This window comes from Streptomyces sp. 63XJN7_1_ISO-PGPR-S23-121, from assembly GCF_056173025.1.
In genome coordinates this window covers 1,484,896-1,497,266 of sequence record NZ_CM149653.1, presented here as the reverse complement: position 1 = coordinate 1,497,266, position 12,371 = coordinate 1,484,896, and the positions used below count along the sequence as shown (strand labels likewise).

The window sequence follows — 12,371 nt, the reverse complement described above, 5'->3', positions numbered from 1 at the left end:
AGGTCCCTTAATGATCGTTGTGAGCGTCCCGCGCGCGTGCCGCACGCCACTCGGGTGCGAGCACCGCCCACACCTCCGTGTCCTGGCGGACGCCCCGGTAGGGGAAGGTCTCGCGCAGCACGCCCTCACGCGTCATGCCGAGCCGCCGGGCCGCGTTGACACTGGGGGTGTTCGCGGACGACGCGTGCCACTCCACGCGGTGCATGCCGCGCTCGTCGAAGGCCCAGTCGATCAGGACGCGGGCGCCGCGGGTGACCAGGCCCCGGCCGGTCGCGGCGGGCTCCAGCCAGCAGCCGATCTCGCAGACGCCGGTGGCGGCGTCGAAGACCCGGTACAGCAGCCCGCCGACGAGCGTGCCGTCGAGCCACAGCCCGTGCAGGAAGCCGCTGTCGGCGGCGTGCCGGTCGGCGTAGGCCTGGAGCACCTCGCGCGCGGAGTCGACGTCGGTGGCCTTCGCCCCGAAGGGGATGTGCTCGGTGATGAAGTCCCGGCCGCGGTCCAGGTGGGCCAGGAACTCCTCGGCGTGCCAGGTCTCCAGGGGGCGCAGTTCGGCTCCGTCGTCACCCAGTGATATCGCGTACATCCCGCTGCCGTTCCTCCTCCGCGAGGACGTCCGCCACCTCGGCGTCCGTCACCGCGGCCAGCCTCTCATGGGCGGCCCGGCATTCGGGCGGCTCGATGCTGATGCGCGGCAGGACGGCGTCCAGGCGGCGCGGCAGCCACCAGTTGGCGCGGCCGAGCAGGTGCATCAGGGCCGGCACCAGGAGAGTGCGCAGGACGAAGGCGTCCAGGGCGACGGCGGCGGCGAGCGCGATGCCGAACATGGCGATCACCCGGTCGCCGCTGAGGACGAAGGCGAGGAAGACCGAGATCATGATGACGGCGGCGGAGTTGATCACGCGGCCGGTCTCGGCGAGGCCGACCCGGACGGCACGGCGGTTGTCGCCGGTCTCCAGCCACTCCTCGTAGATCCGGCTGACCAGGAAGACCTGGTAGTCCATGGAGAGCCCGAAGAGCACCGACACCATGATCACGGGCAGGAAGGGCTCGATCGGCCCCGCGCTGCCGAGGCGGAGCAGCTCGCTCCCCCAGCCCCACTGGAAGATCGCCACGACGACGCCGAAGGCGGCGGCCACGGCGGCGACGTTCATGGCCGCGGCCTTGAGGGGGATGGCGACGGAGCGGAAGGCCAGCAGGAGCAGCAGGCAGCCGAGACCGACGACGACGCCGACGAAGAGGGGCAGCTTGCCGACGATGACGTCGGCGAAGTCGTCGTAGCCGGCCGTCACGCCGCCCACGTGGACGTCGAGCGCGGTGCCGGACTCGGTGCGCGGCAGCACCTCGGAGCGCAGCCGCTCGACCAGGTCGCTGGTCTGCCGTGACTGCGGCGCCGACTCGGGTACGACGGTGAGGTACGCGGCGTCGCCGCCGGAGTTGTACGTCACCGGTGTGACCGAGGAGACGCCCTCGGTGCTGCGCAGGGTGGCGTCGAGGTTGTCCAGCGCGAGGCGGTCCTCGGCGCCGCGGACCTCGGCGACCAGGGTGAGCGGGCCGTTGACGCCGGGGCCGAAGCCGTCGGCGAGCAGGTCGTAGGCCTGGCGGGTGGTCGTGCCCCGGGGGTCGTTGCCCTGGTCGGAGGTGCCCAGGCGCAGGCCGAGGGTGGGCAGGGCGAGGACGGTGACGACGACGAGGGCGAGGGCGCCGAGCAGCTTGGGCCGGCGCTCGACGAAGGCCGACCAGCGGGCGGCGAACCCGGTGGGCACCTCCGGCTCGGGTCCGTGCTCGGCGAGCCGGCGCCGCTCGCGCCGGCTCAGGGCGCGCGGGCCTATGTACGACAGCAGGGCCGGCAGCAGGGTCACGGAGGCCGCGACGGTGAGGATCACGGTCAGCGAGGCGGCGAGGGCGACCCCGTTGAGGAAGCTGAGCCGGAGGATCAGCATGCCCAGGAGGGCGATGCAGACGGTGGCGCCCGCGAAGACGACGGCTCGTCCGGTGGTCGCGACGGCGTCGGTGGCGGCCTCGGTGACGGACAGGCCCCGCTTCAGTCCGCGCCGGTGCCGGGTGACGATGAACAGCGCGTAGTCGATGCCCACGCCGAGGCCGATGAGGGTGCCCAGCATGGGCGCGAAGTCGGCGACGGTCATGGCGTGGCCGAGGAGGGTGATGCCGGCGTAGGCGGTGCCGACGGAGACCAGCGCGGTGGCGATGGGCAGCAGGGCCGCGGCGACGGAGCCGAAGGCGAGGAAGAGGACGACCGCGGCCACGGCCACGCCGACGGCCTCGGCGAGGTGCCCGTCGCCGGTCTCGGTGAGCGCTATGGCGCTGCCGCCCAGTTCGACCCGGAGCCCGTCGGTCTCGGCCGCCTCGGCGGTGTCGACCACGGCCCGCGCCTGGCCGGCGTCGATGTCCTGGGAGGCGTCCTCGAAGGTGACGGTGGCGTACGCGGTGCGGACGTCCTCGCTGATCCGGGGCGAGTCGGGGTCCTGGTACGGGTTGGTCACCCCGGCCACCCCGGGCAGGTCCGCCACGCGGTCCAGGGTCCGGGTCATGGCCTGTTCGACGTCGGCGGCGCGGACGCTGCCGCCCGTGGTGTGCCAGACGATCGTGTCGCTGTCGCCACCGAGGCCGGGGAAGCCGGATTCGAGCAGCCGGTAGGCGCGGTCGGAGCCGGTGCCGGGGATGCCGTAGTCGTTGGAGTACGCGGAGCCGGCGACCGTGGCGGCCGTGGCCACGCCGCCGAGGGCGAGCAGCCAGAGCAGGACGGCGGTGAGGCGACGTCGAACACACCAGCGTGCGAGGGCTGCCACGAACGTGCTCCCAGATGTCTGATTGTGGATCTTTGTCCGGGAACCGACGTTCATGGTGTGAACAGCCCGCAAAGAACGCATGAGCGATGCGAGGACACTCTTTCAGCCGAACGTGATCGTTTGCGGAGTTCGTGTCCTTATTCACAGAACCGGGAGACGGTCCGCCCGGCGGGCGGACCGGTGTGGTCGTGCCGGCGCTGCGGGAGGAACCGGAGGGCGTGGAGCCGCCGGAGCATCCGCAGCCGTACTGGGATCCGGGCTTCTGGCGTTCCACTCGCCCGCCTGGTGACGGCGGCACCGGACGCGCAGCGGGGCCGTCGGGGTCGAGGCGGCCGGCTGGCAGCCGGACGGCCGGCGGGACTGGCCGCGGTGGAGCGAGATGTGTGCGACGGAGAGCCCGGGCGAGTTCGTGGCGGGGATGGCCCGCGACTCGATGGAGCTGCCGCGCGCCGACCAGGGGCATGCGCTGGGCTTCACCCGGGTCGTGGGGCGCCGGACGGCGTGACGCCGTGCCGTACGCCGAGGGGGACGCACCGTGACCGGTGCATCCCCCGAGGCGGTGAGGAGCGGCGTCAGCCCTCGACGCCCAGCTTCTCCAGGATCAGCTCCTTGACGCGGGCCGCGTCGGCCTGGCCCCGGGTCGCCTTCATGACGGCGCCGACCAGGGCGCCGGCCGCGGCCACCTTGCCACCGCGGATCTTGTCGGCGACACCCGGGTTGCCGGCGATGGCCTCGTCGACGGCGGCGGTCAGCGCGCCCTCGTCGGAGACGACCTTGAGGCCGCGCTTGTCGACGACCTCGTCCGGCGTGCCCTCGCCGGCGAGGACGCCCTCGATGACCTGGCGGGCCAGCTTGTCGTTCAGGTCGCCCTTCGTGACCAGCTCGGTGACCCGGGCGACCTGCTGCGGCGTGATCGCCAGCTCGTCCAGCGCCTTCTGGGACTCGTTGGCGCTGCGGGCCAGCTCGCCCATCCACCACTTGCGGGCGGAGGCCGCGTCGGCACCGGCGTCGATCGTGGCGACGATCAGGTCCAGCGCGCCGGCGTTGAGGATCGCCTGCATGTCGGTGCCGGAGACGCCCCACTCCTCGCGGAGCCGGTTGCGGCGCACCAGCGGCAGTTCGGGCAGCGCGGACCGGATCTCCTCGACCCACTCGCGGGACGGGGCGACCGGCACCAGGTCGGGCTCCGGGAAGTACCGGTAGTCCTCGGCCTCCTCCTTCACCCGGCCCGAGGTCGTGGACCCGGTGTCCTCGTGGAAGTGGCGGGTCTCCTGGACGATGGTGCCGCCCGAGGAGAGGACCGCCGCGTGCCGCTGGATCTCGAAGCGGGCCGCGCGCTCCACGGACCGCAGCGAGTTGACGTTCTTGGTCTCCGAGCGGGTGCCGAACTTCTCGGTCCCGTTCGGGCGCAGCGACAGGTTGACGTCGCAGCGCATCTGGCCCATCTCCATCCGGGCCTCGGACACGCCGAGGGCGCGGATGACCTCGCGCAGCTCGCGGACGTACGCCCGCGCGACCTCAGGCGCACGCTCCCCCGCGCCCTCGATCGGCTTGGTGACGATCTCGATGAGCGGGATGCCGGCGCGGTTGTAGTCCAGCAGGGAGTGGGACGCGCCGTGGATACGGCCGGTGGCGCCGCCGACGTGCGTCGACTTGCCGGTGTCCTCCTCCATGTGGGCGCGCTCGATCTGGACGCGGAAGGTCTCGCCGTCCTCCAGCTGCACGTCGAGGTAGCCGTCGAAGGCGATCGGCTCGTCGTACTGGGACGTCTGGAAGTTCTTCGGCATGTCCGGATAGAAGTAGTTCTTCCGGGCGAAGCGGCACCATTCGGCGATCTCGCAGTTCAGCGCGAGGCCGATCCTGATCGCCGATTCGACGCCGGTCGCGTTGACGACCGGGAGCGCGCCGGGCATGCCGAGGCAGACGGGGCAGGTCTGGGTGTTGGGGTCGGCGCCCAGTGCGGTCGAACAGCCGCAGAACATCTTGGTCCGGGTGCCGAGTTCGACATGGACCTCGAGGCCCATGACGGGGTCGTACGACGCCAGCGCGTCCTCGTACGACACCAGGTCGGTCGTGATGGTCACGGTGAAACTTCCCTCTCAGCCCAGCAGGACGTCGTCGTCGCCCAGCCGCTTCAGCTCGCGGTAGAGGATGGCGAGGCCGGTGACGATGGCGGCGGCGGACACGGCGGCGTCGACCAGACGGAGCGTGTCACTCTCGGTGCGGGCCAGCCTCGCCTGCTTGGCGACGCTGACCGCGCCGAACGCGGTGGTGGCCATGGACAGGTACAGGCCCGACTTGGACTTCTTGAAGCCCTTGGCCTTCGACAGTGCCTTGCTCACAGCGACGGAGCCTCCTCGATCAGCGGGTGGCCCCACTTTTCCACGAAGGCGGCCTCGACGGCGGCGCCGACCTTGTACAGCCGGTCGTCCTTCATGGCGGGGGCGATGATCTGCAGACCCACCGGCAGGTTGTCCTCGGGAGCGAGGCCGCAGGGCAGCGACATGGCCGCGTTGCCCGCCAGGTTGGTGGGGATGGTGCACAGGTCGGCCAGGTACATCGCCATCGGGTCGTCGGCGCGCTCGCCGATCGCGAAGGCGGTGGTCGGGGTCGTCGGGGAGACGATCACGTCGACCTGCTCGAACGCCTTCTCGAAGTCCCGCGTGATGAGGGTGCGGACCTTCTGGGCGCTGCCGTAGTACGCGTCGTAGTAGCCGGAGCTCAGGGCGTACGTGCCGAGCATGATGCGCCGCTTGACCTCGGGGCCGAAGCCGGCCTCGCGGGTCAGGGAGGTGACCTCCTCGGCGGAGTGCGTGCCGTCGTCGCCGGTCCGCAGGCCGTAGCGCAGGCCGTCGAAGCGGGCGAGGTTGGAGGAGCACTCGGAGGGGGCGATCAGGTAGTACGCCGACAGGGCGAGGTCGAAGGACGGGCAGTCCAGCTCGACGATCTCGGCGCCCAGTTCCTTGAGCAGTTCGACGGACTCGTCGAAGCGCTGGATGACGCCGGCCTGGTAGCCCTCGCCGCGGAACTGCTTGACGACGCCGACGCGCATGCCGGCGACGCTGCCGTTGCGGGCGGCCTCGACGACCGCGGGGACCGGGGCGTCGATGGAGGTGGAGTCCATCGGGTCGTGCCCGGCGATCACCTCGTGCAGCAGGGCCGCGTCCAGGACCGTGCGGGCGCAGGGGCCGCCCTGGTCGAGGGAGGAGGAGAAGGCCACCATGCCGTAGCGGGAGACGCCGCCGTACGTCGGCTTGACGCCGACCGTGCCGGTGACGGCCGCGGGCTGGCGGATGGAGCCGCCGGTGTCGGTGCCGATGGCGAGCGGGGCCTGGAAGGCGGCGAGGGCCGCGGAGGAGCCGCCGCCGGAGCCACCGGGGATCCTGGTGAGGTCCCAGGGGTTGCCGGTCGGTCCGTAGGCGCTGTTCTCGGTGGAGGACCCCATGGCGAACTCGTCCATGTTGGTCTTGCCGAGGATGACGACGTCGGCGGCCTTCAGGCGCTTGGTGACGGTCGCGTCGTACGGCGGGATCCAGCCCTCGAGGATCTTCGAACCGACGGTCGTGGGCACGCCCTCGGTGGTGAAGATGTCCTTGAGCGCCAGCGGGACGCCGGCCAGCGGGCCGAGCTTCTCGCCGCGCGCCCGCTTCTCGTCCACGGCACGGGCCTGGGCGAGCGCGCCCTCGCGGTCGACGTGCAGGAAGGCGTGCACCTTCTCGTCGACGGCGTCGATGCGGGCCAGGTGGGCCTCGGTGACCTCGACCGCGGTCAGTTCGCCGGAGGCGATCTTCGCGGCGATCTCGGCCGCGGTGAGCTTGATGATGTCGCTCATGGCGGTTACTCCTCCCCCAGGATCTGCGGCACCTTGAAACGCTGCTGCTCCTGGGCCGGGGCGCCGGAGAGCGCCTGCTCGGGCGTGAGCGACGGACGGACCTCGTCCGCGCGCATGACGTTCGTCAGCGGCAGCGGGTGAGAGGTCGGCGGTACGTCTTGGTCGGCGACCTCACTGACGCGGGCGACCGCGCCGATGATGTCGTCCAGCTGTCCCGCGAAGTGCTCGAGCTCTTCGGGCTTCAGCTCCAGACGCGCCAGCCGGGCGAGGTGGGCGACCTCCTCGCGCGTGATGCCAGGCATGCAGCGTTCCTCTGGGGTGAGTGTGGGTGTTTTCGGGCCGATCGGTTCGGGCCCAATCCTATGGGGCCGGGCCGGGTGGCCGTTAAACGGTTTCCCCCGGTGCGGCTCCCCGGCGCCGGGTGTCCCAGATCTCGCTGCTCAGGAAGTGGTTGTCGTAGAGGTCCTGGACGTCGAGGATGCTCTCCGGCGGGACCTGGCCGAGACGGATGCGCTGCAGGTGGCGGAAGTACTCGAAGCGCTCCACGCCGGGTGTGAGGACGATGAGCAGGTCGGCGTCGGCTCCGGGCACGGCGGCGAAGGCGTGCGGCCTGCCGGGCGGGACGACGACGAGGTCGCCGGGGCCGGCGGTGACGACCTCGTCGCCCGAGAGGATGTCGGCGGCGCCGTCGAGCAGGAAGAACATCTCGGCGGAGTTGTCGTGCCAGTGCGGCTTGGCGCCGTCGGCGCCCGCCGTGAGGGTGACGCGCTGGGTGGACAGGGCGCCACCGGTCGCGCTGCTGTCGGCCAGCAGGCGCACGGTGGTGGGCGCGCGGCCGACGACCTCCGCCTCGGCCTCGCGGACGATCACGGACTCGTGGGACTTCGGAACGAACAGCGACATCGTCGGACCTCTCGGCGACGGTACGGGTGTGTCCGGACGGCTCGGGGCAGCCCGCCCCGATCAAACCACCGCCGACGCGCCGGCCCGCGCGCCGCACGCACGGGTACCCCCGGATGCGGCACCGGGTCGCCGGCGGGCGGGCGTGTCACTCGTCGGTCGCCGCCGCGGGGAGCGCCGCGGCGGGGCGGACCCAGCCGCGTGAGCCCCGGGCGCGCAGCCACGCCGTGGTCTCCTCGGGCGGCATCGCCGCCGCGACCAGCCAGCCCTGGACGGCGTCGCAGCCGAGGTCGCGCAGGCGTTCCCAGGTCTCGTCGTCCTCGACGCCCTCGGCGACGACCAGCAGGCCGAGCGAGTGCGCGAGGTCGACGGTGCAGCGCACGATCTCGGCGTCCTCGGTGTCGACGGCCAGCCGGGCCACGAACGAGCGGTCGATCTTGAGTTCGCTGACCGGGAGCCGGCGCAGGTGCACGAGGGAGGAGTAACCGGTGCCGAAGTCGTCCAGGGACATCTTCACGCCGTGCGCGGTCAGTCCCGCGAGGGTGTCGGCGGCGCGCTGCGGGTCCTCCAGCAGGACGTGCTCGGTGATCTCCAGCTGGAGTGCCCCGGCCGGGACACCGTGCCGGGCCAGCCGCGCGGCGACCGAGCCGGCGAAGCCGGGGGTGTGGACGTCGCGCGGGGAGACGTTGACCGCGACCGGCACGAACAGGCCCTGGGCCCGCCACTGGGCGACCTGGCCGAGCGCCGTCTCCAGCACGTACTCCGTCAGGTGCGGCATCAGCCCGGAGGACTCGGCGATCGCTATGAACTCGTCGGGCGGCACGCTGCCGCGCTCGGGGTGCACCCAGCGGACCAGTGCCTCCAGGCCGGCCACCTGCCCGTCGAAGCGGACCTTGGGCTGGTAGTGCAGCCGGACCTCGTGGGCGTCCAGGGCCCGGCGCAGATCGCCCAGCAGCCCGAGCCGGTCCGGGGTGTTGGAGTCGCGCTTGGACTCGTAGACCTCGACCCCCGTGCGGTCCCGCTTCGCCTGGTACATCGCCACGTCCGCCCGGCGCAGCAGCCCCTCGGCGTCCAGCGCGTGGTCGGGGAAGACGGCGACTCCCGCGCTGGCCTCCAGGACGAGGGTGAGCCCGTCCAGGTCGAGCGGGGAGCTGAGCGCGGCGACGAGCCCCCGGGCGACCCGGGTCGCCGAGGTGGTGGAGTCGGCGACCGGCAGCAGGACGGCGAACTCGTCACCGCCCAGCCGCGCGGCCTCCGCCCCGCGCGGCAGTGCCAGCCGCAGCCGGTCGGCGGTCTGCAACAGCAGCCGGTCACCGGCAAGATGTCCGAGGGTGTCGTTGACCGACCGGAAACGGTCGAGGTCGATGAGCATCAGGACGGCGCGGGCGCCGACCCGTTCGGCGTCGTCCAGCGCGGCCCAGGTCCGCTCCAGCAGCCACTGCCGGTTGGGCAGCCCGGTCAGCGGGTCGCGCAGCTGCTCCTCCGCCCGCGCGCGGGCGATCCACAGCGTGGAGTCGAGGGCGATCAGCGGGATGGAGAACAGCGGCAGCAGCAGCGGCTTGGCGACGGCGACCACGCAGACCAGCGGCGCTATGCCGAGCAGCGCGACGGCCACCAGGCCGTGTCTGACCAGGGCGGTGCGGGCGACGGTGGGCAGTCCGGCGCGCGGCGTGTGCAGGTACCAGAGCAGGGCGCGGGTGACGGCGAGGTAGGCGACGGCGACGAGCACCACCTTGGGCGCCGCGTACACGCCCCAGGTGTTCGGGTCCCAGGGGTGCTCCACGGACGGTACGGAGCCGCAGACGCCCAGCAGCAGGGCACCCGCCGCGACGCCGAGGATGTCCACCGCGCCGTGCAGGACGCCCTGGCGCCAGCGGCCCCGGCGGGCGACGCCGACCAGGACGACGACGGTGAGGCTGACCATGCCGGCCGGAACCCAGCCGTAGAGCAGCAGCACGGCGAGGGTGAGGGCGGCGCCCGAGCCGGTGCCGCCCCACCAGCGGGAGCGGCCGAGCATGACCAGGTGGCCGACGACGATGCCGGTCAGCACGGCGAGGGACCAGCCGGCGGTGCCGGACGGGAAGAGGGCGTGGCCCTCGGCGAAGGCGCCGTAGAAGCCGGCAGCGAGGACCAATCCGGCCGCGGCCACCACCGCGGCGGGCAACGCGGGCCAGTACGGGCGCCGTTCGGCGTCGGTACCGGCCGGCGCGGACGGGCCGGCGGCCGACGGCGCGGTGCCCGGGGCGTCCGCCGCGGGGTGGCGTGCGCCGCCACCTCGTTGCCCGAGCCACCGGCTCACGTGCCACGTCCCCGCCAGGTGCCGCGGACGCGGCCGTGAGCCCGCGGCGGCGCTCTCGGTCGGTTTCATTCCCGTCCCTCTCACAGCCGGCGGTGCCCACGCCACGCGGCCCTGCGCCCGACAACCCTCAACGGCTCCGCGCTGGTAAACCCTTCCCCCTGTTCCTTGGGGCAGGGGGATGCCCCCGGCCGCGGCTGGGCACGGCAGGCGCACCCCTCAACAGTAGGCCGCGGAAGGCTTCCTGGGGCACCGGTCGCCGACGGTTGCCCGAATGCGACCCGGCCACCCGTATGCATCTGGTATGCGCCGATCGGGTGGCCTTCAACCGCTATTACTCGGCCGAAAGCGCGGCATCGGCAGCCGCCTCGGGTCCCTGTTCGAGCAGGACGGTGAAACCGCTCTCGTCCAGGACCGGCACCTTCAGCTGCACGGCCTTGTCGTACTTCGACCCCGGGCTGTCGCCGACCACGACGAACGAGGTCTTCTTGGACACCGAACCGGTCACCTTCGCACCCCTGCTCTGGAGGGCCTCCTTGGCTCCGTCCCGGGTGAACTCCTCCAGGGTGCCGGTGACGACGACCGTCAGTCCCTCCAGCGGGCGCGGGCCCTCGTCCTCCCCCGTCGACCGGTCCTCGAGCGGGACTCCGGCCGCCTTCCACTTGCGGACGATCTCGCGGTGCCAGTCCTCGGCGAACCACTCCTTGACGGCGGCGGCGATGGTGCCGCCGACCCCGTCCGTGCCCGCCAGCTCCTCCTCGGTGGCCTGCTCGATGCGGTCGATGGAGCGGAACTCCCGGGCGAGGGCCTGGGCGGCGACCGGCCCCACGTACCGGATGGAGAGGCCGTTGAGGAAGCGGGCCAGCGGCCGGGTCTTCGCCTCCTCGATGTGCTTCAGCAGCGCGAGGGTGTTCTTCTTGGGCTCACCCTCCTTGTTGGCGAAGACCGTGGCGATCTTCTCCTCGCCCGTCTTCGGGTCGCGCTTGGGCAGCCCGCTGTCCGGGTCGAGGACGTACGCCCTGATGGGCAGCAGCTTCTCGACGGTGAGGTCAAATACGTCCCCCTCGTCCACCAGCGGGGCGTCGGCCGGCTCCAGCGGCGCGGTCAGCGCGGCGGCCACTACGTCGCCGAAGTGCTCGATGTCCAGGCACTCCCGGCCGGCGAGGTAGGAGAGGCGGCCGCGCAACTGGGCCGGGCACCTGCGGGCGTTGGGGCAGCGGAGGTCGATGTCGCCCTCCTTCATGGCCCGCAGCGGCGTACCGCACTCGGGGCACTCGGCCGGCATCACGAACTCGCGTTCGCTGCCGTCGCGCAGGTCGGCGACCGGGCCGAGGATCTCCGGGATGACGTCACCGGCCTTGCGCAGCACCACGGTGTCGCCGATGAGCACGCCCTTGGCCTTGACGACCTCCTGGTTGTGCAGGGTGGCGAACTCCACCTCGCTGCCGGCCACGGTGACCGGCTCGACCTGCGCGTACGGGGTGACGCGGCCGGTGCGGCCGACACCCACCTTGATGTCGACGAGCCTGGTGTTGACCTCCTCCGGCGCGTACTTGTAGGCGATGGCCCAGCGGGGGGCGCGGGCCGTGGAGCCGAGCCGGCCCTGGAGGCGGATCTCGTCGAGCTTCACGACGACGCCGTCGATCTCGTGGGCCACCGAGTGCCGGTTCTCGCCGTAGTGGGCGATGAACTCGCGTACGCCGTCGAGGCCGTCGACCACCCTGTTGTGCGGGGAGGTGGGCAGGCCCCAGGTCTTGAGCAGGTCGTAGGCCTGGGAGAGCCGGGTCATGCCCGAGTAGCCCTCCAGGACGCCGATGCCGTGGACCACCATGTGCAGGGGGCGGGTGGCGGTGACCCGCGGATCCTTCTGGCGGAGCGAACCGGCCGCCGCGTTGCGCGGGTTGGCGAAGGGCTTGTCCCCCGCCTCGTTCAACCGGGCGTTGAGCTCCTGGAACTTCTCCATCGGGAAGTAGACCTCGCCACGGATCTCCACGAGGTCGGGAAGCCGGTCGCCGTGCAGCCGCTCCGGGATCTCGGCGATGGTGCGGACGTTGGGGGTGATGTCCTCACCGGTGCGGCCGTCGCCGCGGGTGGCGGCGCGGACGAGGCGGCCGCGCTCGTAGGTGAGGTTGACGGCGAGTCCGTCGACCTTCAGCTCGCACAGGAAGTGGTACTCCTGCTCCCCCAGTTCCCTGGCGATGCGCTCGGTCCAGGCGGCTAGTTCCTCGTCGTTGAATGTGTTGTCCAGGGAGAGCATGCGGGAACGGTGCTCGACGGCCGTGAACTCCGTCTCGTAGGACCCGGCGACCTTCTGGGTCGGGGAGTCCGGGGTGCGCAGCTCCGGGTACTCCTCCTCCAGTTCCTCCAGGGAGCGCAGCAGCCGGTCGAAGTCCGCGTCGGTGATGACGGGGGCGTCGTTCACGTAGTACCGGAAGCGGTGTTCCTCGATCTGCTCAGCGAGCTGCACGTGCTTCTCGCGCGCCTCGGCGGGCACGTTCGTGGTCTCCGCTTGCTTGTCGCCGGCCACCGTGTGGTC

At 72.2% G+C, this 12,371-nt stretch carries 9 protein-coding genes and 1 pseudogene; 1 reads left to right on the top strand and 9 read right to left on the bottom strand.

Annotation, left to right across the window (positions count from 1 at the left end; translation table 11 throughout):
• Window positions 1-7 precede the first annotated feature (7 nt).
• Window positions 8-583 (bottom strand): GNAT family N-acetyltransferase, encoded by a 576-nt coding sequence (locus tag AC0VYN_RS06970; protein WP_451691217.1) that lies wholly within the window; start codon window positions 581-583, stop codon window positions 8-10.
• Complete coding sequence (locus AC0VYN_RS06965; protein WP_475535227.1) at window positions 561-2,807, bottom strand: MMPL family transporter; 2,247 nt, start codon at window positions 2,805-2,807, stop codon at window positions 561-563. The genes AC0VYN_RS06970 and AC0VYN_RS06965 overlap by 23 nt, the downstream gene beginning before the upstream one ends.
• Window positions 2,808-2,971: 164 nt before the next feature.
• Here AC0VYN_RS06965 and AC0VYN_RS06960 point away from each other — a divergent pair.
• Window positions 2,972-3,312, top strand: a pseudogene (locus AC0VYN_RS06960) (SAM-dependent methyltransferase); the annotation flags it as partial.
• 67 nt (window positions 3,313-3,379) lie between these two features.
• Here the strand turns inward: AC0VYN_RS06960 and gatB are convergent.
• The 7 genes from gatB to ligA form a co-directional block, all read right to left on the bottom strand.
• A complete protein-coding gene (gene gatB / locus AC0VYN_RS06955) occupies window positions 3,380-4,891 on the bottom strand; it encodes an Asp-tRNA(Asn)/Glu-tRNA(Gln) amidotransferase subunit GatB (protein WP_475535226.1) in 1,512 nt (503 codons plus the stop codon).
• A gap of 15 nt (window positions 4,892-4,906) precedes the next feature.
• A complete protein-coding gene (locus AC0VYN_RS06950) occupies window positions 4,907-5,149 on the bottom strand; it encodes a hypothetical protein (protein WP_475535225.1) in 243 nt (80 codons plus the stop codon).
• Window positions 5,146-6,639: an Asp-tRNA(Asn)/Glu-tRNA(Gln) amidotransferase subunit GatA gene (gene gatA / locus AC0VYN_RS06945; protein ID WP_385462666.1), complete on the bottom strand. Its 1,494-nt coding sequence runs from the start codon at window positions 6,637-6,639 to the stop codon at window positions 5,146-5,148. Before gatA ends, AC0VYN_RS06950 begins: the two co-directional genes overlap by 4 nt.
• Window positions 6,640-6,644: 5 nt before the next feature.
• On the bottom strand, window positions 6,645-6,941 hold the full coding sequence (gene gatC / locus AC0VYN_RS06940; protein WP_070023066.1) for an Asp-tRNA(Asn)/Glu-tRNA(Gln) amidotransferase subunit GatC: 297 nt from the start codon (window positions 6,939-6,941) through the stop codon (window positions 6,645-6,647).
• Window positions 6,942-7,023: 82 nt separating this feature from the next.
• Window positions 7,024-7,542 (bottom strand): cupin domain-containing protein, encoded by a 519-nt coding sequence (locus tag AC0VYN_RS06935; RefSeq protein WP_475535224.1) that lies wholly within the window; start codon window positions 7,540-7,542, stop codon window positions 7,024-7,026.
• A gap of 145 nt (window positions 7,543-7,687) precedes the next feature.
• The gene (locus AC0VYN_RS06930; protein ID WP_475535223.1) at window positions 7,688-9,907 is read right to left on the bottom strand and encodes a putative bifunctional diguanylate cyclase/phosphodiesterase; all 2,220 of its coding nucleotides are present in this window, start codon (window positions 9,905-9,907) and stop codon (window positions 7,688-7,690) included.
• A gap of 262 nt (window positions 9,908-10,169) precedes the next feature.
• Complete coding sequence (ligA, locus tag AC0VYN_RS06925) at window positions 10,170-12,362, bottom strand: NAD-dependent DNA ligase LigA (protein WP_475535222.1); 2,193 nt, start codon at window positions 12,360-12,362, stop codon at window positions 10,170-10,172.
• Window positions 12,363-12,371 lie beyond the last annotated feature (9 nt).